General features: G+C 65.9%; 27 protein-coding genes. 11 read left to right on the top strand and 16 right to left on the bottom strand.

Features of this window, described 5'->3' with window-relative positions:
- Positions 1–14: 14 nt before the first annotated feature.
- The 4 genes from K3172_RS06065 to K3172_RS06080 all read right to left on the bottom strand — a co-directional run bounded on the left by K3172_RS06065 (position 15) and on the right by K3172_RS06080 (position 5,569).
- Positions 15–3,437 carry an AAA family ATPase gene (locus tag K3172_RS06065; RefSeq protein WP_221587909.1) on the bottom strand — a complete coding sequence of 1,141 codons (3,423 nt, stop codon included), beginning with the start codon at positions 3,435–3,437 and terminating at the stop codon, positions 15–17.
- Between the two features lie 27 nt (positions 3,438–3,464).
- Positions 3,465–4,208 carry a thioredoxin domain-containing protein gene (locus K3172_RS06070; RefSeq protein WP_221587911.1) on the bottom strand — a complete coding sequence of 248 codons (744 nt, stop codon included), beginning with the start codon at positions 4,206–4,208 and terminating at the stop codon, positions 3,465–3,467.
- Positions 4,209–4,316: 108 nt separating this feature from the next.
- Positions 4,317–5,021, bottom strand: a complete 705-nt coding sequence (locus K3172_RS06075; RefSeq protein ID WP_221587913.1) for a DsbA family protein — start codon at positions 5,019–5,021, stop codon at positions 4,317–4,319.
- Complete coding sequence (locus K3172_RS06080) at positions 5,021–5,569, bottom strand: DUF721 domain-containing protein (RefSeq protein WP_221587915.1); 549 nt, start codon at positions 5,567–5,569, stop codon at positions 5,021–5,023. Before K3172_RS06080 ends, K3172_RS06075 begins: the two co-directional genes overlap by 1 nt.
- Before the next feature lie 14 nt (positions 5,570–5,583).
- On the opposite strand from K3172_RS06080, the gene K3172_RS06085 reads away from it, so the two are divergent.
- Positions 5,584–6,582, top strand: a complete 999-nt coding sequence (locus K3172_RS06085; RefSeq protein WP_221587917.1) for an A/G-specific adenine glycosylase — start codon at positions 5,584–5,586, stop codon at positions 6,580–6,582.
- Here the strand turns inward: K3172_RS06085 and K3172_RS06090 are convergent.
- Positions 6,579–6,800, bottom strand: a complete 222-nt coding sequence (locus K3172_RS06090; RefSeq protein ID WP_221587919.1) for a hypothetical protein — start codon at positions 6,798–6,800, stop codon at positions 6,579–6,581. The two genes, K3172_RS06085 and K3172_RS06090, sit on opposite strands and share 4 nt — an antisense overlap.
- Before the next feature lie 126 nt (positions 6,801–6,926).
- Between K3172_RS06090 and K3172_RS06095 the strand changes: the two genes are divergently transcribed.
- The 3 genes from K3172_RS06095 to K3172_RS06105 are packed head-to-tail and all read left to right on the top strand — an operon-like array spanning position 6,927 to position 9,777.
- Positions 6,927–8,231, top strand: a complete 1,305-nt coding sequence (locus K3172_RS06095) for a serine hydrolase domain-containing protein (RefSeq protein WP_221587920.1) — start codon at positions 6,927–6,929, stop codon at positions 8,229–8,231.
- Positions 8,228–9,097, top strand: a complete 870-nt coding sequence (nudC, locus tag K3172_RS06100) for an NAD(+) diphosphatase (protein ID WP_221587922.1) — start codon at positions 8,228–8,230, stop codon at positions 9,095–9,097. Before K3172_RS06095 ends, nudC begins: the two co-directional genes overlap by 4 nt.
- Positions 9,094–9,777: a DsbA family oxidoreductase gene (locus K3172_RS06105; protein ID WP_221587924.1), complete on the top strand. Its 684-nt coding sequence runs from the start codon at positions 9,094–9,096 to the stop codon at positions 9,775–9,777. Before nudC ends, K3172_RS06105 begins: the two co-directional genes overlap by 4 nt.
- A gap of 46 nt (positions 9,778–9,823) precedes the next feature.
- On the opposite strand, the gene ybiA is transcribed toward K3172_RS06105, so the two are convergent.
- The 3 genes from ybiA to mgtE are packed head-to-tail and all read right to left on the bottom strand — an operon-like array spanning position 9,824 to position 12,280.
- Positions 9,824–10,351 carry a riboflavin biosynthesis intermediates N-glycosidase gene (gene ybiA, locus K3172_RS06110; protein ID WP_221587926.1) on the bottom strand — a complete coding sequence of 176 codons (528 nt, stop codon included), beginning with the start codon at positions 10,349–10,351 and terminating at the stop codon, positions 9,824–9,826.
- Positions 10,352–10,411: 60 nt separating this feature from the next.
- Positions 10,412–10,801, bottom strand: a complete 390-nt coding sequence (locus tag K3172_RS06115) for a DUF1489 family protein (RefSeq protein ID WP_221587928.1) — start codon at positions 10,799–10,801, stop codon at positions 10,412–10,414.
- A gap of 30 nt (positions 10,802–10,831) precedes the next feature.
- Positions 10,832–12,280: a magnesium transporter gene (mgtE, locus tag K3172_RS06120; protein ID WP_221587930.1), complete on the bottom strand. Its 1,449-nt coding sequence runs from the start codon at positions 12,278–12,280 to the stop codon at positions 10,832–10,834.
- A gap of 117 nt (positions 12,281–12,397) precedes the next feature.
- Here mgtE and K3172_RS06125 point away from each other — a divergent pair, with 117 nt between their 5' ends.
- Together K3172_RS06125 and miaB are read left to right on the top strand one after the other, a co-directional pair.
- A complete protein-coding gene (locus tag K3172_RS06125; RefSeq protein WP_221587932.1) occupies positions 12,398–12,859 on the top strand; it encodes a peptidylprolyl isomerase in 462 nt (153 codons plus the stop codon).
- Positions 12,860–12,945: 86 nt separating this feature from the next.
- Positions 12,946–14,286: a tRNA (N6-isopentenyl adenosine(37)-C2)-methylthiotransferase MiaB gene (gene miaB / locus K3172_RS06130; protein WP_221587934.1), complete on the top strand. Its 1,341-nt coding sequence runs from the start codon at positions 12,946–12,948 to the stop codon at positions 14,284–14,286.
- Here miaB and K3172_RS06135 read toward each other — a convergent pair.
- Positions 14,275–14,853 (bottom strand): hypothetical protein, encoded by a 579-nt coding sequence (locus tag K3172_RS06135; RefSeq protein WP_221587936.1) that lies wholly within the window; start codon positions 14,851–14,853, stop codon positions 14,275–14,277. The two genes, miaB and K3172_RS06135, sit on opposite strands and share 12 nt — an antisense overlap.
- A 150-nt stretch (positions 14,854–15,003) precedes the next feature.
- Between K3172_RS06135 and K3172_RS06140 the strand changes: the two genes are divergently transcribed.
- The 5 genes from K3172_RS06140 to K3172_RS06160 all read left to right on the top strand — a co-directional run bounded on the left by K3172_RS06140 (position 15,004) and on the right by K3172_RS06160 (position 19,018).
- Positions 15,004–16,035: a PhoH family protein gene (locus tag K3172_RS06140; RefSeq protein ID WP_221587938.1), complete on the top strand. Its 1,032-nt coding sequence runs from the start codon at positions 15,004–15,006 to the stop codon at positions 16,033–16,035.
- 12 nt (positions 16,036–16,047) lie between these two features.
- Positions 16,048–16,626: a DUF4274 domain-containing protein gene (locus K3172_RS06145; RefSeq protein ID WP_221587940.1), complete on the top strand. Its 579-nt coding sequence runs from the start codon at positions 16,048–16,050 to the stop codon at positions 16,624–16,626.
- 12 nt (positions 16,627–16,638) lie between these two features.
- The gene (ybeY, locus tag K3172_RS06150) at positions 16,639–17,124 is read left to right on the top strand and encodes an rRNA maturation RNase YbeY (protein ID WP_221587942.1); all 486 of its coding nucleotides are present in this window, start codon (positions 16,639–16,641) and stop codon (positions 17,122–17,124) included.
- 21 nt (positions 17,125–17,145) lie between these two features.
- Entirely contained in the window at positions 17,146–18,063 is a 918-nt protein-coding gene (locus K3172_RS06155; protein ID WP_221587944.1) for a hemolysin family protein, read from the top strand.
- A 70-nt stretch (positions 18,064–18,133) separates the two neighbouring features.
- Complete coding sequence (locus K3172_RS06160; protein WP_221587946.1) at positions 18,134–19,018, top strand: LysR substrate-binding domain-containing protein; 885 nt, start codon at positions 18,134–18,136, stop codon at positions 19,016–19,018.
- Here K3172_RS06160 and K3172_RS06165 read toward each other — a convergent pair.
- From K3172_RS06165 to K3172_RS06195, 7 genes are all read right to left on the bottom strand, one after another.
- Complete coding sequence (locus tag K3172_RS06165) at positions 19,015–19,920, bottom strand: lysophospholipid acyltransferase family protein (protein ID WP_221587948.1); 906 nt, start codon at positions 19,918–19,920, stop codon at positions 19,015–19,017. The two genes, K3172_RS06160 and K3172_RS06165, sit on opposite strands and share 4 nt — an antisense overlap.
- Positions 19,892–20,314 carry a Fur family transcriptional regulator gene (locus K3172_RS06170; RefSeq protein WP_221587950.1) on the bottom strand — a complete coding sequence of 141 codons (423 nt, stop codon included), beginning with the start codon at positions 20,312–20,314 and terminating at the stop codon, positions 19,892–19,894. The genes K3172_RS06165 and K3172_RS06170 overlap by 29 nt, the downstream gene beginning before the upstream one ends.
- 74 nt (positions 20,315–20,388) lie before the next feature.
- Positions 20,389–20,829 carry a Ros/MucR family transcriptional regulator gene (locus K3172_RS06175; protein ID WP_221587952.1) on the bottom strand — a complete coding sequence of 147 codons (441 nt, stop codon included), beginning with the start codon at positions 20,827–20,829 and terminating at the stop codon, positions 20,389–20,391.
- 140 nt (positions 20,830–20,969) lie between these two features.
- Positions 20,970–21,422, bottom strand: a complete 453-nt coding sequence (gene rimI / locus K3172_RS06180; RefSeq protein ID WP_247717938.1) for a ribosomal protein S18-alanine N-acetyltransferase — start codon at positions 21,420–21,422, stop codon at positions 20,970–20,972.
- A complete protein-coding gene (gene tsaB, locus K3172_RS06185; RefSeq protein ID WP_221587954.1) occupies positions 21,419–22,033 on the bottom strand; it encodes a tRNA (adenosine(37)-N6)-threonylcarbamoyltransferase complex dimerization subunit type 1 TsaB in 615 nt (204 codons plus the stop codon). The genes rimI and tsaB overlap by 4 nt, the downstream gene beginning before the upstream one ends.
- Positions 22,034–22,070: 37 nt before the next feature.
- On the bottom strand, positions 22,071–22,679 hold the full coding sequence (locus K3172_RS06190) for a malonic semialdehyde reductase (RefSeq protein WP_221587956.1): 609 nt from the start codon (positions 22,677–22,679) through the stop codon (positions 22,071–22,073).
- 26 nt (positions 22,680–22,705) lie between these two features.
- Entirely contained in the window at positions 22,706–23,287 is a 582-nt protein-coding gene (locus K3172_RS06195; RefSeq protein ID WP_221587957.1) for a NifU family protein, read from the bottom strand.
- Positions 23,288–23,339 lie beyond the last annotated feature (52 nt).

The following is a 23,339-nucleotide window of genomic DNA, read 5'->3' on the forward strand; positions in this document are numbered from 1 at the left end:
GACACACGGCGCAGCTATTCCGCCGCCAGCAATTCCTCGGCCCCGCCGAGGTCCACGCTGACGAGGCGGCTGACGCCCTTCTCGATCATGGTGACGCCGAACAGGCGGTGCATGCGGCTCATCGTCACGGCATTATGCGTGACGATGAGATAGCGGGTCTGCGTTTCCCTGGTCATCGCGTCGAGGAGGTCGCAGAAGCGGTCGATATTAGCATCGTCCAATGGCGCGTCGACTTCGTCCAACACGCAGATCGGGGCAGGGTTGGTCAGGAACAGAGCGAAGATCAGCGCAGTGGCGGTGAGCGCCTGTTCGCCGCCCGAAAGCAGGGTGAGCGACTGCAACCGCTTGCCCGGCGGTTGCGCGAAGATTTCGAGCCCGGCTTCGAGCGGATCGTCGCTGTCGATCAGCGCAAGATGCGCCTCGCCGCCTTCGAACAGGCGCATGAACAGCCGTTTGAAGTGGCCGTTGACTTGCTCGAACGCGGTGCGTAGCCGCTCGCGGCCCTCTCGGTTGAGACTGCCGATCGATCCGCGCAGCCGGCTGACGGCCTCGCGCAGCTCTTCCTGTTCTTCGGCATTGGCGCCGTGTTCGCTCTCGATCCGTTCGAGTTCCTCGGCGGCGACGAGGTTGACCGGGCCGATCCGCTCGCGGCTGGCGGTCAGGCGGTCCATCTCCTCGCTCTCGGCCTCGGCGTGGCGGATGGCGGTCTCGTCGAAAGCGAAGCGTTCGGGCAGCAGCGGCGGCGGGCAATGGAAGCGCTCGCCCGATATGCGCGCCATCTCGATCCGGCGGCCGTCTTGGTTCTCGGCCCGGGCGGCAAGGCCGGCGCGGTTCTCGCGCGCTTCGGCAAGGGCCTCGTTGGCGGCGGCGAAGGCGCGCTCGGCCTCCTGCGCCACACCGGTGGCGGCGGCGACGGCTTTCTCCGCCTCGGCCAGCTCGGTGCCGAGCCGTTCGCGCAGCTGGTCGCCTTGTTCGATCTCACGCATCAGGCCTTCGGGCTTGGCGGCGGTGACCGCGCGTTCCTGCGCGATTTCCTCGGCGCGGATTTCCATTTCGGACAGGCGGCGGGCGGCATCGCCGCTGCGCGCCTGCCAGTTGGCCATGTCGCTGCGCTGGGCGGCGGCACGTTCGCGCGCAACAGCGAGCGACTGTTCGTAGGCGGCGAGCTCGGCGGCGCGGGCCTGCAGCGTGACGCGCGCGGCCTCGTTCTGCGCGCGCGAGGCTTCGAGCGCGGCGCGGCCCGCGGCGGGATCGGGCAGCGCATCGCGCTTGCCTTCGGCGGCGGCGAGTTCGGACCGGGCGAGGGCCAGCACTTCGCCATGCTCGCTTTCGCTGCGCGCGAGTTCCTGCAGCCGGGCGGCGAGCCGCTCGCGTGCCGCTTCGGCCTGGTCGAGCGTGCGCAGGGCCTGCCGTTCCCTGTCGGCCAGCCCCGCGAGCGCGCGCTCGGCCGCAATCAGGTCACGCTGGAGCTGCGCGAGTTCGGTGCCCGCGCTGTCGAGCGCGGCTTGCGAGCGATCGGCGGCGTCGCGCAGGGCGGGCAGCTTCGCCTCGACCTCGGCGAACCGGTTCTCCGCCTCGAGCCGGGCGGCTTCGGCAGAACCTTCGCCGCGGACCACCAGCCCGTCCCAGCGACGCAGCGCGCCTGCCAGCGTGACCAGCGCATGACCCGGCGCGAGGGTGCGGCCATCGTCACGGTCCGCGACATGGACCAGCGCGAGCCGCGCGCGCAATTCGTCCGGGCAGCTTTCGACATGGGCGGAGAGGCTGGCCGCCACCGGCGCGGGCGGTTCGGCCCCGGTCCAGTAACGCCCTTCCGCATCGCCGTCCGGCGCGCCGAGCAAGGCTTTGCCATCGCGGCCCAGCGCCGCGGCGACCGCGCGTTCATAGCCCTTGGCCGCCCGCACGCCGTCGATCGCTTGCTGGCGCCCGCTGCGCTTCTCCGCGGCGCGCTGGCGCGCATCGCGGTCCCGCCTCAACGCATCATATTCGCGCTGGACGCCCGAGAGTTCGGCCTTGGCTTCGGCCAGGGCCGAGGAAGCTTCGTCGCGTCCGGCCTGCAATTCGGCCTTGCGCGCCTGCATGGCTTCGAGGCCTGCGCGGGCTTCGGCAAGGCCAGTCTCGGCCTCTGCGAGAGCCGCCTTCACCGTCTCGACCTCGGCATCGGGGTCCTCGCCCGCCAGCGCCGCGCGCTGTTCGGCCATCCGCCGGCCCTCGGCCTCGGCCCGGTCGAGCCGGGTGCGCGCCTGCGCGATCTCGGCCTCGGCGACGCGCCATTCGGCCTCTACCCCGGCATTGTCCGCTGTGGCCTTGGCGAGGGCGAGTTCGGCGGCGCGGCTCGCGCGCTCGGCATCTTCGGAGGCGCGCAGCAGGGCGGGGCGCTTCTCCTCGTCACCCGCCAGCGACTTCTCGGTCTCGGCGAGGTCGCGTTCGAGCCTCGCCAGCGCTTCCGCCGCATCCCTGGTCAGCCGGTCGGCCTCGCCGCGATCCGCTTCGAGCCGGGCTGTCTGCCGTTCGAGGTCGGCGAGGCGCTGTTCGGCGGCTTCGAGCTGGGTGGTGAGTGCGGCCATGCGGTGGCCATGCGCGCTGGCATCGTCGCGGCGGTCCGCCTGTTCCTCGCGCGCTTCTGCGAGCGCTTCGGCCGCGGCGCGCTGCGCCTTCTGCGCTTCGTCCGCCGCCTTCTGGGATTCAGCGACCCGCGCCTCGGCGGCCTGTGCGGCCTTCCTGGCCTCTTCCGCTGCCGCCGCCGCATCGCGCCAGCGGGCGAAGACGAGCCGGGCTTCCGCAGTGCGGATCTCGTCGGTCAACTTGGTATAGCGCTCGGCCTGCTTGGCCTGCCGCCGGAGCGAGGCGATCTGGCTGTCGAGCCCGGCCATGATGTCCTCGAGCCGCTCGAGATTGGCCTCGGTCTGCCTCAATTTGCTCTCGGCATCGCGGCGGCGGACATGGAGGCCGGCGATCCCTGCGGCCTCCTCGAGCATCTGGCGGCGCTCGGTCGGCTTGGCGGCGATGACCTGCGCGATCTTGCCCTGGCTGACCAGCGCCGGGCTATGCGCTCCGGTGGCAGCATCGGCAAAGATCAGCGCGATGTCCTTCGCGCGCACGTCGCGCCCGTTCAGGCGGTAGGCCGAACCCGCACCCCGTTCGATGCGGCGCACCACCTCCATGTCGTCGCCATCATCGGTCGCGCCCTGCAGCACCACCTCGGCAAAGTCGCGCGGCGGGCGGCTCTGCGTGCCCGCAAAGATAACGTCTTCCATCCCGCCCGAGCGCATGGACTTGGGCGAATTTTCGCCCATCACCCAGCGGATCGCCTCGAGCAGGTTGGACTTGCCGCAGCCGTTCGGGCCGACGACGCCGGTCAGCCCCGGCTCGATATGGAGGGTGGCGGGTTCGACGAAGCTCTTGAAGCCACTCAAGCGGAGCTTCGAGAGTTTCATCCGTGCCGTGCCCCCCGCGATCCGGCCTTACCTGGCGCCGGCGCGCTGCAGGATGGGTTCCAGCGCCGCCCAGGTGTTGGCCTCCACAGTCGAGCCGTTGAGCACGAAGGTCGGGGTGCCGGCGATGTTGTATTCGCTGCCGTATTTGCGCGTATCGTTGGCGGCCTTTTCGATCGCCGCCGTGTCGGCGAGGCACTGGCGCGCCTGGTCTTCGCTGATCCCGCGCGCGGCGAAGAAGTCGAGATAGCCGAGCTGTTCGGCGGCCACCACGAAGCGCTGGTCGAGCGGGAGCTGCATCGCCGCCTCCAGCGCCTGACCGTTTTGCTGGACCGGCGCCATGATCGTCTCAAAGTTCTGCCACACCTGGTCGGACAGCGGCACCATGGCTTCCACGGGGCCACACTTGGTCAGGCGGCCGAGCATGAGGTCGACAGGGCCGTGGATGGCGAACTGGCGCAGCTCGAAGCTGACGCGGCCGCTGTTGACGTACTCGCCCAGCAGTTCTTCCGCGCCCTCGCTGGAGAAGCGAGCGCAGGTCGGGCAGGTGAGCGAGCCGTATTCGATGAGCTTGAGCGGGGCGTCCGGATTGCCGACAAGGATGCCGCCATCGGATGTTTCTGTAGCGACGTCCCGCCACTCGGTCCCTGCAGGGGCCGGGATCGCTGCGATCGCATCGCCTTCGATCTCGCCACCTTCGCTGGCTCCTCCACCGCAGGCGGCAAGTGCCAGCGCCAGCGGGGCGGCAAGGGCGAAACGGAGAGTCTTGGTCATCGGAATCCTCATCATTGAACTGCGGAGGCTAAATCAGGCGAAACCGCCATGGGAAGGCGGGCAGGGGTGTATCCACAGGCCTTTCCCCCGAAAAGGGGCCAATTTGGCTCAGATCGCGGAATCCAGCTTGGGCTGGAGCGCCTGCCAGGAATGCGTGCCGTCGAGCAGTTCGCCGTCGAGCACGAAGCTGGGCGTGCCCTGTAAGCCGTATTTCTGCACGTCCGCGCGCGACGTGTCGGCGAGGGCATTGGCCTTGGCCTCGTCGGTCAGGCAGCGGTCCGCCTCGATCCGCGAGATGCCGCGGGTTTCCATGATCTCGTAAAAATCAAGGTCGCTGGCGATCGCCTGGAAGCGCGCGCCGAGCGTGCCGAACTGCCAGCGCGACCGTTGGGCCTGCGTGGTGTTGCGCGCCTTTTCCATCCACTGGTTGTGGCGCGACATGAAGGCTTCGTGGTTACCGGGGAATTTCTTCGGTTCGCCGCAATGGGCGAGCAGCGATGCCGTGAGATCCACCGGATCGCGCACGAGGTGGCGGATTTCGTAACTGACCTTGCCCGTCGGCACGTAGATCAGCTTGATCGCCCCGTCGCCTTCGCGCGCGAACGTGGCGCAGTGCGAGCAGGTGTAGCTCATGAATTCGATCAGCTTGGTCTTCGCTTCGGGATTGCCGAGCGTATGGCCGCCGTTGGTTTCCGCCACCATGGCCGACCAGTTGCCGCCCTTGAGGATCTGCCGCTCCTGCGCGCTGGCGCCGAGCGTGAAGGTAACTGCCGTCGCTGCGAGCAGCGAAGCGAACATGCCGGCCTTTTTCATCACGTGTCGTTCTGTCCCTCGTTCTGCGATCCGAGGCTGCGCGCGAGCGATTCGAGCACCGTGCGCAGTTCGGGGTCGCCGATATCGCGCAGACTGTCGCCTAATTCCATCGGAATCGGCTTGAGCGACGGCGGCGCCTTGGGTTTGTCCTTCGCGGGCGGCGCCTTAACCTCGCCTTGCCGCAGCTTGATCCGCGCCACTGCCTGGTAGCCAAAGAAGCGGTTCACCCGCTCGATGATATCGGGCAGGATCTGCTGGATCAGCGGTGCATGGGCAGGCAGCACGACGAGGTGCATGATGCCTTCCGACTTCTCGCCCGGCGGAAAGCGGATCATCTCGGGAGTGCAGACCTTCGCGTGCGTCTCGCCGACGATTTCCGGCCAGCGGCTGACGACCGAGCTCTGGACGAAACCGAACCGGCGAAAGGCACTGCGGCCGATCTGCGGCATGAGGTCGCTGATCGGCTTGGCCGCACCGCCGCGCTGGCGTTTCCATTCCCGACCTTTCGGCGGCTTGCTCTTGTCGCTTCCCATGATGCGCGGTGCCATGCCATAGGCGCGGCGTGGCCGCCACCGTCTCCGACATTTTGCTCGACTGGTACGAGAGGCATGCCCGCAACCTGCCGTGGCGTGCCCCGCCGGGTGCGCCCGCGCCGGAGCCCTATCGCGTGTGGCTGTCCGAAGTGATGTTGCAGCAGACGACCGTTGCCGCGGTGAAGCCCTATTTCGCCGCTTTCACCGAACGCTGGCCTGACGTGGAAGCGCTCGCCGCCGCGCCCGAAGCGGACGTCATGGCGGCATGGGCGGGGCTGGGGTATTACTCGCGCGCCCGCAATCTCGTGAAATGCGCCCGCGCCGTGGCCGGGCTAGGAGGTTTCCCGAAGACCGAGGCCGCCTTGCGCGAACTGCCGGGGCTGGGTGCCTATACCGCCGCCGCAGTCGCCGCGATCGCGTTCGGCGAGCGGGCGGTGGTGGTCGATGCCAATGTCGAGCGGGTGGTCGCGCGGCTGTTCGCGATCGACGAGCCGCTGCCCGGAGCACGCAAGGCGATCCGGGCGCGGGCCGACGAGATCACGCCCGATGACCGCGCGGGCGATTTCGCGCAGGCGATGATGGACCTGGGCTCGGGCATTTGCAGCGCGCGCGATCCCAAATGCCTGCTCTGCCCGCTGGCGGAAATCTGCGCGGGGCGGCGGACGGGCGATCCGGCGCGACTGCCGGTGAAGGCGCCGAAGAAGGCCAGGCCCCTGCGCCAAGGGCGCGCTTTCTGGATCGAGCGCGAAGGGGCCGTGTGGTTGGTCCGGCGCGAGGGCACGGGCATGCTCGGCGGCATGCGCGCGCTGCCCGACGACGGGTGGAGCGCGCGGGGAGATGGCTCGGGCGGGCCGGAGGGCGAGCCGCTCGGCCTCGTGCGGCACGGTTTCACCCATTTCGATCTCGAACTGTCGGTCGCGCGCCATCACGCGCCGCTGGGCGAGGGCGAGTGGTGGTCGCTCGATACGCTCGACGATGCGGGCCTGCCGACGCTCTTCGCCAAGGCCGCGCGGCTGGCGCTTGCCTAGATGATGCCGCCGCCGAGGCTGAGGCGGATGACGGCGATCAGCAGCACGACCAGATTGAAATTGCGGCCGCTGTCGCTCGACGAAAGCTGCCCGAGCACCACGCCGATCACCATCAGCGGGAGGGCCAGCCAGTTGGCCCAGCCGAGGAGGGGGATGGTTGCCGGAATGACAACGGCGAGCGAGACGATTCCGAACAGGAATGAGAGCAGATTGAGCATGTGTCTTATATGGATAGGACAGCCGTGCGACGCAAGGGGTCTTGCGCGACGAATGGTTTCACTTCGCAATTGACCGTTCAGCCTCGGTTCCGCAGATAGGCGGGCACGCCGAAGGGAGAGCAATCAATGGCCTATCGCGAATTCCAGTCCCGCATGATGTCCCGCCGTTCGCTGCTGCGTTCGGGTGCGCTGCTTACCGCGAGCGCGGGTCTTGCCGGCCTGCCGATGGGCCGCATGGCGCTGGCGAAGGAGCCTGGCGCCGCCTGGACCAACGTCCAGGGAATGGTCGACAAGTATGTCGGTTCGCGCAAGGTCGCCAACATGGTCGCCACCCTCGGCTGGGGGCAGCAGGCACCGCTCACCATCGCGCGCGGCACGCTGGCGCTGGGCGGCGAGACCAAAGCCGACCCCGACAGCCTCTATCGCATCTATTCGATGACCAAGCCGATCACCGGCATGGCGGCGATGATGTTAATCGACGATGGCCGGCTCGGGCTCGACCAGCCGATCGCCGAACTGCTTCCCGCCTATGCCAACATGACGGTGCAGAAGACCTATGACGGGTCGATCGAGGATGTCGTCCCGGCGGAGCGCCCGATCACGGTGCGCATGCTGATGACGCATACCGCGGGCCTCGGCTACGGCATCGTGCAGAAGGGTCCGATCCGGGCCGAATACGAGAAGCGCGGCCTCGTCCCCGGACAGGTCAGCCGCATGCCGATCCCAGGCATCGGCCGCGCGACCGCGATCAACGGGCTGGACAGGTTTGCCACCGAACTCGCCAAGCTGCCACTGGTGCTGCAGCCGGGCACCAAGTGGAGCTATTCGGTCGGTCTCGACCTGCTCGGCCGCGTGATCGAGGTCGCCAGCGGCATGACGTTCGACGCCTTCCTGCGCGAGCGCATTTTCGAGCCGACCGGCATGGACAGCACCTTCTTCACCGTGCCCGAAAGCGAGATCGACCGCTTCACCACCAATTACGGCATCCTCAATGGCGTTCCGCTGCCGGTCGATCCGGCCAAGGCCTCGATCTACCTCGATCCGCCGCCGTTCCCCTTCGGCGGCGCGGGCCTCGTCTCCTCGAGCCGCGATTACGACCGCTTCCTGCGCATGCTGCTGGGCTTTGGCGCGATCGACGGCACGCGCGTGATGAGCGAGACGGCGGTGAAGCTCGGCACGTCGAACCTGCTGCCCGAGACGGCGAGCGTGGCGAACACCTGGGTCGAAGGGCAGGGCTTCGGTGCGGGCGGGCGCGTGTCCGACGGCAGCTACGGCTGGGGCGGGGCCGCCGGCACGGTCGGCTTCGTGAATTTCGCGGCGGGCCTGCGCGGCACGCTGATGACGCAGTACATGCCGTCCGAAGCCTATCCGATCCACGCCGAATTCCCCAAGGCGGTGATGGCCGACCTCACCGTGATGCAGGGCGCGTGAGCGCAAGCGTGCTGGCGTTCACCGGTTCGCGGCTCGACCGCGCCGACCACGTCCGCGCCGATCCGGAGCGGCTCACGGGCTACTTGAACTGGAAGGCGCGGCTGCTCGCGCTCGACGGGCTGTTCCCCGCGCTTGACGACGAGGGACGGCTGGCTTGGGGCTCGCTTGCCGATGCGCCCGAGGATGCGGAGCTTTGCTTCCTCGGGCTCGACGAGGGCAAGGCGTGCTTCGCCGCGGTCCCGCCCAAGGGCGATGCGAGGCCGCGCATGGCGAACCCGCAGCTGTGGTCGCTCATGGCGACACTCGCGCCCGACGACCTCGCGCTTTATGGCGGCGCGCGCAGCCTGGTCGACTGGCACGCCCGGCACCGCTTCTGCGCGCAATGCGGCGGCGACACGAAGCTCGCCAAAGGCGGCTGGCAGCGCGACTGCACGGCTTGCGGTGCGAGCCATTTCCCGCGGACCGATCCGGTCACGATCATGCTGGTCGAATATGACGGAAAGCTGATGCTGGGCCGCGGGCTCGGCTGGCCGGAGGGCAGCTTTTCCGCGCTCGCCGGCTTCGTCGAGCCGGGCGAGAGCATCGAGGAGGCCGTCGCGCGCGAGGTGCTGGAGGAGGCCGGCATCGCCGTGCGCGACGTAAGCTATATCGCCAGCCAGCCGTGGCCTTTCCCGAGCCAGCTGATGATCGGCTGCCACAGCCATGCCGACAGCGACGATCTCACCATCGACGAAACCGAGATGGCCGAGATCAATTTCTACACTCGCGAAGAGGTCGAGGCCGCGCTCGCCGGGAGCGGCCCGTTCCGCTGCCCGCCGCGCCATGCTATTGCGCATCACCTGATGCAGTGGTGGGTGACAAGATGAGCGAACCGAGAACCTTGCGGATCGATATCTGGTCCGATGTGATGTGCCCCTGGTGCCTCGTCGGCTGGGGGAACCTCCAGAAGGGCCTCGAGCAACTCGAGGGCGAGATCGAGGCGGACATCCGCTGGCACGCCTTCGAACTCAATCCCGACATGCCGCCAGAGGGGGAGGAGCGCACCGCGCATATCGCGCGCAAATACGGCTCCACACCCGAACAGTCGCGCGCGGTGCAGGGCCGGATGCGCGAGGCGGCGCAGACCGCCGGCGTCTCGCTCGATTACGAGGGCGCCGAGCCGGCACCCGAGGCGATGATGTGGAACACCTTCGCAGCGCACAAGCTGCTGACCTGGGCGGGCGAGGAATTCGGGCCGGAACAGCAGACCGAGCTCAAGCTTGCGCTGTTCAAGGCGCATTTCAACGAGCGCCGCAATCTTGGCGACGAGGCCACCCTGCTCGACGTCGCCGGCAGCGTCGGGCTGGAGCGAGAAGCTAGCAAGGCCGCGCTGGCCAGCGAGGAAATCGCCCACAAGACCCGCGCCGAGGAACGCGCCGCGTGGGACCTCAACATCACCGGCGTCCCCGCGATGATCGTCGAGAGCAAGTTCATGATCCCCGGCGCGCAGCCGCCCGAGGCCTATGCCGATGCGCTGAGGCGGGTGGCGGAGAAGGTGCCGGCTTAGGCGAAATGCTCAAGGGAATCTGGCGACCCGATCGCGTGCAACGTTTCTAGCAATCTAGCTCCGACCTCACCTTCGTTAGGATACGTCCCAAGAGATTGGTCCCGCGCCATTCATTCGGTTGCTTTGTCTTGGGATCGTCAAGTGAAAGTCCGACACCCCAAATCCAGTCTCGGACATTGGCTTCGACAAGCATCGCTGGCGCGGTTTGAAGCAGTTGCCGGGCGGCACCGGGGTTTTGAGAGAACTTGGCCTTGTTGCCATTATAGACAACTTCGATTTTCCAGCGGTCCCATGTCGCTTGGTCGAACGGACTGACAAGCGATCCCAAGCGCTTCTGCATGCTGGGATCCTCGGTAGCTAGGATTTGCTCAGCGCGTTCGTGATCCCTGAATAGCATCGCTTTGCAAAACATCATCCATTGTTCGGCAGTCGCGAATGTCCGGCCATCCAGGTTGAAAGGTGTCACATGCCATTGGCTGAAAACACCTTTGATAAATGGATAGAAGGCATCGAAGGCATCCGCGTTGGGCAGTTGCTCTTCTGTAAGAGTAGGTGAGGAGACAAAATCAAACATGCCAAGTTGCTACGATCCTCTGTGGGCGCCTTCCACCTATAATCGGGCACCTGGCCGTGACTAAATCAGCCCCAACCGCTCCAGCTTCCCCGCCAATTTCCCCGGCAGAGCATCGCCGATATCCTCGCCCTCCGCGAGGTCGCGCGGCGGTTCGCCCTTGAGGTAGCGCCAGCCCTGGTGGGCGCGTTTGGGGCGAGGGTGGACGCGGATGAGTTCGGGCTTGAGGTCGATCGACCAGCGCCCGTCCTTCGTCTCGCTGAAACCGGTAATCTCGCTGCGCGCGACGATGCTGTGCTGGTGGATCCAGAACAGCGAGCCGCCGATGCACTGCTCCCATTTCGTCGGGCGATAGCGCGTCGTCAGGTTCGGGCTGCGCCGCTGCGCGTACCAGCTCTCGATTTCGGCATAGGACTGCGCGCCGAAGGCGATCTTGGTCAGGTTGAGCGGCATGGGGAGGATGTAAGGCGTGCTGCCCCCAAGTCAAACGACCCCCATCGCCACCGCGAGGCCGAGGAAGGCGAAGAAGCCCATCGAATCGGTGATCATCGTCACGAACACGCTGCTCGCCACCGCCGGGTCCTGGTCGAGCCGTTCGAAGGCGACCGGAACCAGCACGCCGGCAAGCCCCGCCACCGCCACGTTGATGACCATCGCCAGCGCGATCACCGCGCCCAGCAGCGGCGTGAAGATCATCGCCGTCGCCGCGCCCACCAGCACCGCGATGGTAGCGCCGTTGAGCATGGCGACGCGCAGTTCGCGCCACAGGATGCGGCGGGTGTTGCTGCGGGTGAGCTGGTTGGTCGCGATGGCGCGCACGGTCACCGCCATGGTCTGCGTGCCCGCATTGCCGCCGATGCTGGCGACGATCGGCATCAGCACGGCGAGCGCCACCAGCTGCTCGATCGCCGCACCGAACAGCGCGATGATGAAGCTTGCGACGAGTGCCGTGCCGAGGTTGGCAACCAGCCAGCGCACGCGCGCCGAATAGGCTTCGCGGATCGGCTCGTTGATGTCGCCTTCGCCCGCGCCCGACATCAGCAGGGCATCCTCGCCCGCCTCTTCGGAGATGATGTGGACCACGTCGTCCACCGTCATCTGGCCCACCAACCGGCCGTCGGCATCGGTCACCGCGGCGCTGATCAACCCGTACTTCTGGAACATCAGCGCGACCTCTTCCTGGTCGAGCATCACGGGAATCAGCGTCTGGTCGCGCTTCATCACATCGGCGAGCGGAATGGCGCGCGGCGCGCGCAGCACCCACGACAGCTGGCAGGTGCCGACCGGGTGGTGCTTCTCGTCGACGACGAAGACTTCGAAGAACTCGTCGGGCAGTTCCTGCCGGTCGCGCAGGTAGTCGATCAAATCGCCCACGGTCAGGTGTTCGGGCACGGCCACGAACTCGCGGCTCATCAGGCGCCCGGCGGTCTCTTCGGGGTAGGCGAGGGCCGACTGGATCGCGATCCGGTCTTCCAGCTCGACCTCGGCCAGCACGGCGCGCTGGTCGGCCTCGTCCAAGTCCTCGATCAGCTGGACGGCGTCGTCGGTCTCGAGCTGCTCGACGATCTGCGCGACGCTGGCGGCGGGCAGCGCCTCCATCATGTCCTCGCGGACATAGTCGTTGAGCTCGGCAACCACGTCCGAGGTCATCAGGTCGGTGATCGCCTCGGCCAGCTGGTAACGCTCGTCGCGCTCGAACAATTCGAGCAGGTCGGCGATGTCGGCGGGGTGGAGCGGTTCGACGAGGTCGTAGACCCGCTGCGTATCGCCTTCCTCCAGCGCGTCCTCGACGCTGGAGACATACTCCTTCTTGAGCGTGTTCTCCTCGTCCATCCGCTCGTCGTCGATGCGGTCGTCCGGGCGCGCCTCTTCCTCCGGCTCGCGGGCCAGCAGGAAGCCGTCTTCATCGAGGGGGCGGTCGCTCTCGCTCATTGGAGCAGCGGTCTAGGCGGGCAGCGCGGGATTGCAAGCAACAGCTTGCACATGGCTGGTGACTCTGGGCGCACAATCCCTATGTAGGCGCCAACCGAATTACAGGAGACACGTATAATGGCCGACAAGCTGACCTTCACCCTCGACACCGGCGACGGCGAAAACAAGGACGTGGTGATCAAGCTGCGCCCCGACCTCGCACCGGGTCACGTCGAGCGCATCACCACGCTCGCAAACGAAGGCTTCTACGACGGCGTGGTCTTCCACCGCGTGATCCCCGGCTTCATGGCGCAGGGCGGCGATCCGACCGGCACCGGCATGGGCGGTAGCGACAAGCCCGACCTCAAGGCCGAATTCAACAGCGAACCGCACACCCGCGGCACCTGCTCGATGGCCCGCACCCAGGTGCCCGACAGCGCCAACAGCCAGTTCTTCATCTGCTTCGACGACGCGGAATTCCTCGACGGCCAGTACACCGTCTGGGGCCAGGTCGAGAGCGGCATGGAACACGTCGACGCGCTGCCCAAGGGCGAGCCGCCGCGGGAGCCGGGCAAGATCGTGAAGGCGACTGTTTCGTAAGCTCACCCCAATTGACCAAGGAAGGGCGGCCAAGTGCCGCCCTTTTCGTTGAAAGCGCCGGTACCTTGGGGTAGGGCGCGCCACTCATGAAACCGACCACCGCCCCCAAGACCTACAGGGTCAAGAGCTTCGGCTGCCAGATGAACGTCTATGACGGCGAGCGCATGGCCGAGATGCTGGGCGAGCGCGGCATCGTGCCAGCGCCCGAGGGGGAGGAGGCCGACCTCGTCGTGCTCAACACCTGCCACATCCGCGAGAAGGCGGCGGAGAAGGTCTATTCGGACATCGGCCGGTTGCAGAAGGCCGACGGGACCAAGCCGCTGATCGCGGTCGCGGGCTGCGTCGCGCAGGCCGAGGGCGAGGAAATCATGGCGCGCGCCCCTGCGGTCAGCATGGTCGTCGGCCCGCAGGCATATCATCGCCTGCCCGAGATGCTCGACAAGGCGGTGAGGGGCGAGCGTGCGACCGACACCGACATGCCCGCCATCGCCAAGTTTGCAGCATTGCCAGAACGCAGGCGCACCAATCCGGCGAGCTTCCTCACCGTGCAGGAAGGCTGCGACAAGTTCTGCACCTATTGCGTGGTGCCCTACACGCGCGGCGCGGAAATCAGCCGCCCCTATGCGGACCTCGTGACCGAAGCGAAGAAGCTGGTCGACGCGGGCGCGAAGGAGATCACGCTGCTCGGCCAGAACGTCTCGGCATGGAGCGGCGAGGACGCGAAGGGCCACAGGGTCGGCCTCGCAGGCCTCATCCGCGACCTTGCGAAGGTCGATGGCCTCGCGCGCATCCGCTACACCACCAGCCACCCCGCCGACATGGACGACGACCTGATCGCCGCGCATGGCGAAATCGACAAGCTGATGCCCTTTCTCCACCTGCCGGTGCAGGCGGGCAGCGACCGTGTCCTCAAGGCCATGAACCGCAGCCACACGGCGGAAAGCTACCTCAAGCTGCTCGAACGCTTCCGCGCCGCGCGGACCGACCTCGCGCTGTCGGGCGATTTCATCGTCGGCTTTCCCGGCGAAGCCGAGGCCGAGTTCGAAGAGACCCTCGCGCTGGTGGACGAGGTGGCCTACGCCCAGGCCTTCAGCTTCAAGTATAGCCCACGTCCCGGAACACCTGCGGCCACGATGGACGGCCAGGTCTCGAAAGAGGTCATGGACGAACGCCTCCAGCGCCTCCAGGCCGCGCTCAACCGTGACCAGCTGGCGTTCAACCAGGGCACCGTGGGGCGGACCTGCGAAGTGCTAGTCGAACGCAAGGGCAAGCACCCCGGCCAGTGGCTCGGCAAGACGCCCTGGCTGCAAAGCGCGTGGTTCGAAGGCGATGTGGGCATCGGCGATCTCGTCGCGGTCGAATTGCTCGAAGCGGGGCCCAACTCGCTCGCTGCAAGGCTCCGGCAGCCGGCGCTGTCAGCCGCCTGAACCCTCCATCGCTTCGAGGTCGGTGAACCCGGGCTCCTCGGCGATCAGCACGGTGCCGGTCTCCCCGGTCATCTCGGCGGGCGCGACCGTCGGGTTCGAAAGATAGGCGCGGCCGTCGAACCTGAGCAGCGCAGTGCCCGCTTCGCCGCCGCCGCCCGCAACGGCGACCGTCAGGTCCTTCCAGCCATTGGTGCTGCTTTCGAGCACGGTGATCGGCGTGCGCGACACGCTGATCTCGCCGACCTTGCGCCACATCGGGCCCGCAGGGGTCAGGACCAGCGTGTTGCACCCGCCCGACCCGCAGAAATACATGCCGGCAAGATAGACGATCGCCTCCTCGGCCCCGTCGCCGTCGAGGTCGCTCCACGCCAGCGCGTAGCGCATCGGCGCGGCCTCGGGGTATTCCTGCAGCAGGAAATGGCGGACGTCGTTCTCCGGCGAGGGCGGCGGTGGCCCCTGGTCCGCGAGGGCGGTGGTCGGTTGGGGCTCTGAGTCCTGCGCGGCGGGGTTTTCGCCGCAGGAGGCTAGGGCGAGGAGGCAGATCGAGGCAAGGGCGGGACGGAACATCGGCAGTCTCCGTAGTCGCGAGTCGGCGCGAAAGTGTGAGCGGCCCCTGCGGCGATGACAAGCGGGTTACTTTCCACCGCCATGTTGCGGTGCCTTGCTTGCCTCCCGTGCGTTCCGGCCTAGACTCCGAGTCGCATTGGAAAGGAGCCTATGGCCCGCAAACCCGCAACGAAGGACAATCGTCGCTTCTCGCCGCCGCCCAGCCCGCAACGCGAAATCCGTCGCGCGCAGGTGGACATAAACTTCGACAACCAGAGCCTGCTCGGCGCGCTCTTCGGGCAGTTCGATGCGAATCTGGTGCAAGTCGAAAACCGGCTCGGGGTGTTCATCGCGGCGCGCGGCAATGCGCTGCACATCGAGGGGCCGGAAGACAGCGTGGCGCGGGCGCGCGACGTCCTCAAAGCTATGTATGACCGGCTCGCCATCGGGCAGGATCTCGACCAGGGCGCGATCGAGGCGCTGATCGCCATGTCGGACGAACCCACGCTCGACGGCATCGTCGACGATGCGCCGCAGGGTCCGCCGATCATGATCCGCACGCGGCGCAAGACGATTGTGCCGCGCAGCGCCATGCAGGCGACCTACATGCGATCGCTGGTCCGCGACGACATCATCTTCGCACTCGGCCCGGCAGGTACCGGCAAGACCTATCTCGCGGTCGCGCAGGCTGTGGCGCAGCTGATCACCGGCAGCGTCCAGCGCCTGATCCTGTCACGTCCCGCCGTGGAAGCGGGCGAAAAGCTCGGCTTCCTGCCCGGCGACATGAAGGAGAAGGTCGATCCCTATCTGCGCCCGCTCTACGATGCGCTCTACGACTGCATGCCGCCCGAACAGGTCGAACGGCGGCTGGCCAGTGGCGAGATCGAGATCGCGCCCATCGCCTTCATGCGCGGCCGCACGCTGGCCGACGCCTTCGTGATCCTCGACGAGGCGCAGAACACCACGCGCGAGCAGATGAAGATGTTCCTCACCCGCTTCGGCCAGAACAGCCGCATGGTGATCTGCGGCGACCCCCGGCAGGTCGACATACCCGGCGGCGACCGCATGAGCGGCCTCGCCGACGCGGTCGAGAAGCTGGAAGGCGTCGAGGGTTTCGGCACCATCCGCTTCACCGCCGCCGACGTGGTGCGCCACCCGATCGTCGGGCGCATCGTCGAGGCTTACGAGGGCGTAGGAAATTAGGCGCCAAAAGACTTGCTGAGCCGGTTTTTTCGGAAGGGGAAGCATGACCCCGCAAAGGAGCTCATCAAGTGGCTCGAAGGCAAACCCTTAGAGTGCCGATCAACTATCTCCTACAGTTTCCGGGTTGGTCATTACGATAGCCAGGTACTCGATTGGATACTGGCGCAACCAGACTGCGATAAGGGAACGGCTGCCCATGGCTACTGGGAAGCCATGTTGGGCGCAGTTGGCGAGTACGCTGCGCTCAAGGATAAGCCCGACGGCACCACTCCAAATCTCGATCTTGCGCGGAACGTCGCGCAGCGTTGGAAAGCCGGAGCATTTGCGAAAGCCCAATTCGGGTGTCCGACCGATCACTATTGGAAGGAAACCTGCAAAAGGCTTCGAAAGTACCGAGTTAAAGCTGCCGAACTGGATAATCCCGCAGGATTACTCGAGCAATTCGCGGGCGATTTTGCTCGTTGGTCACCGAAGGACGACCTCGACAAGGGTCGCATGATCGACTTGGTGCGAGACGTCCATGTCTGTGATTTGGCGATTGAAATTCCGGAGGAATGGGTGCCAGTGCGAAAGCGTAGGCTGGGCTACTGAACGATCGAAGCGATGGAACTGGAAATAGACGTCGAAAACTGGCCCGAGGGCAATTGGATCGTTTTGGCGGAGCGCGCAGTAGCAGCCGGGATTGCGGTCGAGCCCGTGCTGGCCAATGCGCGACTGTCGGCCAGCCTGCTGTTCACTTCGGACGCCGAAGTTCACGAACTGAACCGCGAATGGAGGGGCAAGGACAAGCCGACCAACGTGCTGTCCTTCCCCATGCTCGAGCGCGAAGAGTTGCGCGATCTCGCGCCCGACGGCCCGCCGGAGATGCTCGGCGATCTCGCGCTGGCCTGCGAGACCTGCGCGCGGGAAGCGGCGGAAAAAGGTATCAGCCTGGAAGACCACGCAACGCACCTCATCGTCCACGGCCTGCTCCATCTCGCGGGCCACGATCACGTCGACAGCGACGAACAGGCCGAAGCGATGGAAGCACTCGAAATCGCGGCGCTTGCAAAACTGGGTATCGCCGACCCATATGGGGATCGCAACTGAACGGAGCGCATTGTCAGGGCCATGCCCGATTCGTCATCACCCGCCGGAGACGCGGAGAGTAGCAGCGGGCTGTGGCTCGCGATCCGTAAATTGTTCGATCCCGATCTCGGAGAGCGGTCGCTGCGCGCGCAGCTCGAAGAGGCCATCGACGAGCACGAGGGCGAGAACGGCGATGCCGCCCCCTCGGTAAGCGGCAGTGGCGACCTGTCGCCGGTCGAGCGGCAGATGTTGCGCAACCTCCTGCATTTCAGCGAGCACGATGCCGACGACGTAGCCGTGCCGCGGGGCGAGATCATCGCGATGAACGCCGATGCGACGTGGGACGAGCTGGTCGAGACCTTCGCCGAGCACGGCCATTCGCGCATGCCGGTCTATCGCGACCAGCTCGACGACGTGATCGGGATGATCCACATCAAGGATATCTTCCCGTTTCTAGCCCGGGGCGATGCGCCGCCGGCCGACTGGACCGTGCTGATGCGCCAGCCGCTTTACGTGCCGCAGACGCGCAATGCGCTGGATGTGCTGGCTGACATGCGCTCGCAGCGGATGCATCTTGCGGTGGTGGTCGACGAATTTTCCGGCACCGACGGGATCATCACGATCGAGGACCTGGTTGAGGAGATCGTCGGCGAGATCGAGGACGAGCACGACGATGCGCCCGAGGAATGGATCGTGCCGATCGGCGCTGGCATGTGGGATTGCGATGCGCGTGCCGAGCTCGACGACGTCGCCGAGAAGGTCGATCCCGCTCTGGCAGAGGTCGAGGAATCGGTCGATACGCTCGGCGGCCTCGCCTTCGTGCTGGCAGAGCAGGTGCCGCAGGTCGGCACGGTGGTCGAACACCCGAGCGGCTGGCGGATCGAGGTGACCGATGGGGACGAGACGCATGTCACCCGACTGCGTCTCCACGAACCGGTTACGGCGGAAGAAAGCGACTGATCGCAGAGTTGCAGAATTTCGCACATTCGCCCTCGACACGGGCCACTTCGCTCCATAGCTTGCAATCCTCATGGCAACCCGGCGTCTCCCCCCTTTGCGGGCCCTCGAAGCCTTCGTGCGCACCGTGCGGCTCGGTTCTGCCCGGGCGGCCGCGGACGAACTGGGGCTGAGCCCGTCCGCCCTCTCGCGGCGGATCGGCAATCTCGAGGAATTCGTCGGCAAGAAGCTTTTCACGCGGGCGCGCCAGTCGATGCAGCTGACCGATGACGGGCATGCCTTCTACGAGGCCGTGAACCCGCAGCTCGAGGCCTTGGCGCGGGCGGTAGAGAGCCAGTCGGAAAACCTGTCGCTGCTGCGGCTCCATCTCGGGGTCCTGCCGCTGTTCGGCACGCAGCGACTTTTTCCCAAACTGGGCGAGTTGCGCGCGCGCCACCCGCTGCTCCACATCGATATCGACACCGGGCCGCATCTGGAGGACCGGGTGGGCGACCTGCTCGACGCGGCCATCATCCTTTCGCGCGGTCCGGAGCGCGGGCTCCATGCCGTTCGGCTCGACTACAACAAGGTGCACGCAATCTGCAGCCGCGAGCTTCGGGACCGGCTGGGCGAGAATCCCTCGGCGGAGCTGCTCGCCAAGCAGACTTTCCTGATCCACAACGAGCTGCCGGAGAGTTTTTCGGCGTGGAAGGCGGAACTGGGGATGGGGGACCTCGAACCGGCGGCAATCGACCACTACGATTCTGGCCAGATCATGCTCGAAGCCGCCGCGCAAGGGCTGGGTATAGCGATCATGCATGACGACCATTTGCGCCGCGCGCACGATACGCGGCTGGCGCAGCTGTTCGATGTCGAGGTCGAAAGCCCCTACAGTTACTGGTTCGTCTGCAAGCCGACCGCGCTCGAGGAACGGCCGGTTCGCCTGTTCCACGACTGGCTCGTCGGCGCGGAACTCTAGATCCGCTCGATCGTGATGTCTTTCGGGCGGTAGCGCACCGCGTCCACCACATGCTGGAAGTCGCGCAGCGGTTTGCCCAGCACCTCGACCAGCGCTTGCTCGATCTCCTCGCGTGCCTTGGCGGCAATCGCCTTGCGGCCGCGATAGTCTTCGGGGCTGAAGGGCTCAAGATACGTGATCACGAGCGGAAAGGTTCCTTTGCGCGCCATGATCCGCATGGCATTGTGCAGGCCGCTTTCCTCTCCAATCCAGCCGATCTCCTCGGCATTCGGGCCATAGTCCAGCATGACCGGCTGGACGAGCACGCCCGGCGGAGGCGGCTCTAGGACCGAGAGCATGGAGGACTTGAACGGCAGCAGCGAATGCCCGTCGGTCACGGTGCCTTCGGGAAAGACGGTGACGGACCAGTTGTCCTCCAAGGCCTCTTTCAGCGCGTTGATCTGCTCGGCGACCCCCAGCCGGTTCTCCCGCTTGACGAAAACCGTGCGGTTGAGCCGGCACAGCCAGCCGATGACGGGCACTTCCGACAATTCCTGCTTGGCGACGAAGGCCGTGCCGCTTGCTCCGGCCGAAGCGAGGATGTCGATCCAGGAAATGTGGTTCGAGATGAAGAAGACGTCCCGCCGCAGCGGCGTCCCGACGATCCGCGTGCGCGCCCCGATGACGCGCGCCGTGTAGCGCAGGAAGAGCATCGGGAAGGGGGAGCCATAGGCGAAGACGCGATACAGATAGTGCAACGGCACGAAAATCAGCAACAGCAGGACGATGCCGATGGCGCGCAGTGTGAAGCGCAGCCACTCCATTGCACTGAGCGGGACATTCTCGCCGCGCGCTGCGGCAAGCCTGCGTTCCGTATAGCGGGCGAGCTTGCGCTCAGCTTTCGCGGTCGAGGCGGACGCCATAAAGCTCCAGTCGGTGATCGACGAGGCGGTAGCCGAGCTTCTCGGCGATCTGCTTCTGCAGCGCCTCGATCTCGGGATCCACGAATTCGATTACCTTGCCGGTTTCCACGTCGATCAGGTGATCGTGATGGGCCTCTGGCGCGGCTTCGTAGCGCGCGCGGCCATCGCCGAAATCATGACGATCGAGGATGCCCGCCTCTTCGAACAGTCGGACGGTGCGATAGACGGTCGCGATGGAAATGCCGGAATCGATCTTGTTGGCGCGTTCGTGCAGAAGCTCCACATCGGGATGGTCGTCGCTTTCGGACAGAACGCGTGCGATCACCCGCCGCTGTTCCGTGATGCGCAAACCCTTGTCGGCGCATAGTTGCTCGAGATCGATTTTCTGGTGCAAGATGGGGTCCCAATGAAAAACGCCCCGTACCCTTATCGGGCCGGGGCGTCTTCCTCAAGGCGAACCGAAGGGCCTTATGCGGCCTTTTTCTTGCGACCGCGCTTCTGGCCGGGCTTGCGACCGAGGCCGATCTTCACCGCCAGATCGCGGCGGGTCGCGGCATAGTCCGGAGCAACCATCGGATAGTCGCCGCCAAGGTTCCAGCGGGCGCGGTATTCGTCGGGGGTCATGCCATGCTCGGTCGAAAGGTGACGCTTGAGCATCTTCATCTTCTTGCCGCAGTCGAGACAGACCAAGTGGTCCTTCTTCACCGACGAGCGGATCGACACGGCGGGATCGGGGGTCGGCTCGGCCGCAGCACCGGCGCCGCTCAATCCGGACAGCGCGGAATAGACGTTGGAGATAAGCGTCGGCACGTCGCCGACTTCCACGCTATTGTTGCTCACATGGGCCGCGACGATGTCCGAGGTCAGCGTGATCAGCGTCTCGGCCATATCGGTTTCGAAATTTTCCATTCAGCTAGGCTCCCTATTGCCTATCAATATTAGTGCGACCCATTTTGGATGGGTGCATTGTATAAAATCGACAAGAGTTCGTAAAGACTAGAATACACATGATTATTTTGGCGCAAACATACAACTCTGTTGTCGCCTGGTTACAAATTTTTACCGAAAGTGATGGCGTCGAGGGCCTCGCCAGTCGCTGTTCGGTAGTAGGCGCGCCGCCGGCCGATGGGGTTGAAACCGACTGATTCGTAAAGGGTTAGCGCAGGATTGTTGGATCTCATCTCGAGGAACACACGCTCCGCCCCGTGGCTCCGGGCCTGCGCAAAGAACAGTTCCAGCAAGGACCGTCCGAGCCCCTTGCGGCGCAAGTCCGGATCGACGGCGACCAATAGTAATTCTTCTTCGCCGGGAGCACGCCGGACGAGCACGAAACCGGCAGCCTTGCGCCCGTCTTCGAGCGGATGGCCATCGGCATCGCAGAGCAGGGCATAAGTATTCGGCATCGCCAGCGAGTTCTCGACTTGCGAACGCGTCCATGCCTCGCGCCAGTGCGGGTCGAACGCCGCCTCCATCACGGCCATCAGCTGGTCGAGGTCGCTCATGCGCCGGGCAGCTTCGCATCCGGCGCGCGGCCGTACAGGGGGCTGAGCGTTTCCGTGAAGACATCCCCGGGCATAAGCAGCGTACCCTTCGCATCAGGCAGGATGTCGATGGCCCGGTGCCCATCGCCAGACAGGGCGGCAAGTTCGCTGGCCCGGTTCCCGGCGATGACGGCTCTTGCGCCGCGGGTCGCGGCTTGCGCCGGAGGCAACGACACGGCCTCGCCAAGCGCGACGCAGCCTGGATCGAAGTCCTGCAAGAACCACTCCCCGTGTCCGCCGGTCATGCATACGGTCACGCCCTCCGGATCGCGATCCTGCGCCAGCGCCGCGACGAGTGCGAGGGTGGGATAGCCGCGTACTTCGGCTCCCCAGGCAATCCCGAGCGCCCGCGCGACGGCAAGGCCGATCCGCACGCCGGTAAAGCTGCCCGGGCCGAGCGAGACGCGGATGACGTCCGCGCGGCCCTTGTCCGGGAGTTCGGCGATCATCGGGACGAGACGCTCGGCATGGCCGCGGCCCAGCACCTCGTGGCGCGCATCGAGCAGTTTCCCGGACTCGAAGAGCGCTACCGAACAGGCCTCGGTCGCCGTTTCTATGGCAAGACTTCGCATGAACCGCGCCCTGCCTCAGGGCGCGCTGCGCTGCAAGTCAGGCGATGACGTTGAACGTGTCGAAATCCGGGCGCGGGCTGCGTCCGAAAATGGTCGTCTTGTCGCCGTAACCGATCGAACAGATGAAATTGCTCTTGTGCTTGGGGTTGTCGCCGAAGAAAGCCTTGTCGACGGCGTCCTGATCGAAGCCCGACATCGGGCCGCAATCGAGCCCGAGCGCGCGGGCGGCGATCATCAGGTAAGCCCCCTGGAGCGAGGAATTGCGGAACGCGCCTTCCTTGCGTCCTTCCTCGTCGCCCTCGAACCAGCTCTTGGCGTCTGTGTGGGGGAAGAGCCACGGCAGTTCTTCGTGGAAATCGATGTCATAGCCGATGATCGCGGTGACCGGCGCCGCCTTCACCTTGTCGTGATTGCCTTCCGACACGCATTCCAGCAGCTTCGCTTTCGCCTCGTCCGACTTGACCCAAACGATCCGCGCAGGCTGCATATTGGCCGAAGTCGGACCCATTTTCAGCAGCTCGTAGATCGCGTGGAGCTGCTCGTCGGTCACCGGCTTGTCGAGCCAGCCGTTGTAGCTGCGCGCTTCGCGAAAAATCTGGTCGAGTGCGTCGGCAGACAGCGACTGGTCGTGAAATTGCTTGGTCATCAAGTCCTCGGAAAAGCGGTGGGATGTCAGGCGGCGCGGACTTCAACGACCTCCGGGACATAATGTTTCAACAGCCCTTCGATCCCGTGCTTGAGGGTCGCCGTCGACGAAGGGCAGCCCGAACACGCCCCCTGCATCTGGAGGTGGACGATACCGTCGCGATAGCCGCGATACTGGATATCGCCGCCATCGCCCGCGACTGCCGGGCGGATGCGGGTTTCGAGCAGCTCGTTGATCTGCGCGATGATGTCGGCATCTTCCGCCCGTTCCTCGACCAGCATGCTCTCCTCTTCGGCCGGAACACTGATACCGCCGGCAGTGCCGGGGGCGAAGAGCGGCGCTTCGGAGACGAAATGGTCGAGCAGGATTGCGAGGACCTGCGGCTTGAGGTCGGTCCAGCTGACGCCCGGTGCTGCGGTGACGGTGATGAAATCGCCGCCGAAGAACACGTTGGTCACGTCGCCGAGATCGAAGATGGCCTGTGCCAGCGGGCTTGCTTCGGCAGCTTCGGGGGTGGCGAATTCGCGCGTTCCCGATCCCATGACCTGCTGGCCGGGGAGGAACTTCAGGCTCGACGGATTGGGCGTCGTTTCGGTCTCGATGAACATGACTGGCGATGTAGGAGCGGGCAGGGCTTGCGGCAAGGCAAGAAGGTTTTGT

The sequence above is a fragment of the Qipengyuania proteolytica genome (assembly GCF_019711565.1).
GTDB lineage: Bacteria > Pseudomonadota > Alphaproteobacteria > Sphingomonadales > Sphingomonadaceae > Qipengyuania > Qipengyuania proteolytica.

Bases quoted from the DNA above. Each gene is read 5' to 3' on its own strand.
- K3172_RS06065 (WP_221587909.1), bottom strand. From the start codon at position 3,437: ATGAAACTCTCGAAGCTCCGCTTGAGTGGCTTCAAGAGCTTCGTCGAA.
- K3172_RS06070 (WP_221587911.1), bottom strand. From the start codon at position 4,208: ATGACCAAGACTCTCCGTTTCGCCCTTGCCGCCCCGCTGGCGCTGGCA.
- K3172_RS06075 (WP_221587913.1), bottom strand. From the start codon at position 5,021: ATGAAAAAGGCCGGCATGTTCGCTTCGCTGCTCGCAGCGACGGCAGTT.
- K3172_RS06080 (WP_221587915.1), bottom strand. From the start codon at position 5,569: ATGGCACCGCGCATCATGGGAAGCGACAAGAGCAAGCCGCCGAAAGGT.
- K3172_RS06090 (WP_221587919.1), bottom strand. From the start codon at position 6,800: ATGCTCAATCTGCTCTCATTCCTGTTCGGAATCGTCTCGCTCGCCGTT.
- K3172_RS06095 (WP_221587920.1), top strand. From the start codon at position 6,927: ATGGCCTATCGCGAATTCCAGTCCCGCATGATGTCCCGCCGTTCGCTG.
- K3172_RS06105 (WP_221587924.1), top strand. From the start codon at position 9,094: ATGAGCGAACCGAGAACCTTGCGGATCGATATCTGGTCCGATGTGATG.
- ybiA (WP_221587926.1), bottom strand. From the start codon at position 10,351: ATGTTTGATTTTGTCTCCTCACCTACTCTTACAGAAGAGCAACTGCCC.
- K3172_RS06115 (WP_221587928.1), bottom strand. From the start codon at position 10,801: ATGCCGCTCAACCTGACCAAGATCGCCTTCGGCGCGCAGTCCTATGCC.
- mgtE (WP_221587930.1), bottom strand. From the start codon at position 12,280: ATGAGCGAGAGCGACCGCCCCCTCGATGAAGACGGCTTCCTGCTGGCC.
- K3172_RS06125 (WP_221587932.1), top strand. From the start codon at position 12,398: ATGGCCGACAAGCTGACCTTCACCCTCGACACCGGCGACGGCGAAAAC.
- miaB (WP_221587934.1), top strand. From the start codon at position 12,946: ATGAAACCGACCACCGCCCCCAAGACCTACAGGGTCAAGAGCTTCGGC.
- K3172_RS06135 (WP_221587936.1), bottom strand. From the start codon at position 14,853: ATGTTCCGTCCCGCCCTTGCCTCGATCTGCCTCCTCGCCCTAGCCTCC.
- K3172_RS06140 (WP_221587938.1), top strand. From the start codon at position 15,004: ATGGCCCGCAAACCCGCAACGAAGGACAATCGTCGCTTCTCGCCGCCG.
- ybeY (WP_221587942.1), top strand. From the start codon at position 16,639: ATGGAACTGGAAATAGACGTCGAAAACTGGCCCGAGGGCAATTGGATC.
- K3172_RS06155 (WP_221587944.1), top strand. From the start codon at position 17,146: ATGCCCGATTCGTCATCACCCGCCGGAGACGCGGAGAGTAGCAGCGGG.
- K3172_RS06160 (WP_221587946.1), top strand. From the start codon at position 18,134: ATGGCAACCCGGCGTCTCCCCCCTTTGCGGGCCCTCGAAGCCTTCGTG.
- K3172_RS06165 (WP_221587948.1), bottom strand. From the start codon at position 19,920: ATGGCGTCCGCCTCGACCGCGAAAGCTGAGCGCAAGCTCGCCCGCTAT.
- K3172_RS06175 (WP_221587952.1), bottom strand. From the start codon at position 20,829: ATGGAAAATTTCGAAACCGATATGGCCGAGACGCTGATCACGCTGACC.
- rimI (WP_247717938.1), bottom strand. From the start codon at position 21,422: ATGAGCGACCTCGACCAGCTGATGGCCGTGATGGAGGCGGCGTTCGAC.
- tsaB (WP_221587954.1), bottom strand. From the start codon at position 22,033: ATGCGAAGTCTTGCCATAGAAACGGCGACCGAGGCCTGTTCGGTAGCG.
- K3172_RS06190 (WP_221587956.1), bottom strand. From the start codon at position 22,679: ATGACCAAGCAATTTCACGACCAGTCGCTGTCTGCCGACGCACTCGAC.
- K3172_RS06195 (WP_221587957.1), bottom strand. From the start codon at position 23,287: ATGTTCATCGAGACCGAAACGACGCCCAATCCGTCGAGCCTGAAGTTC.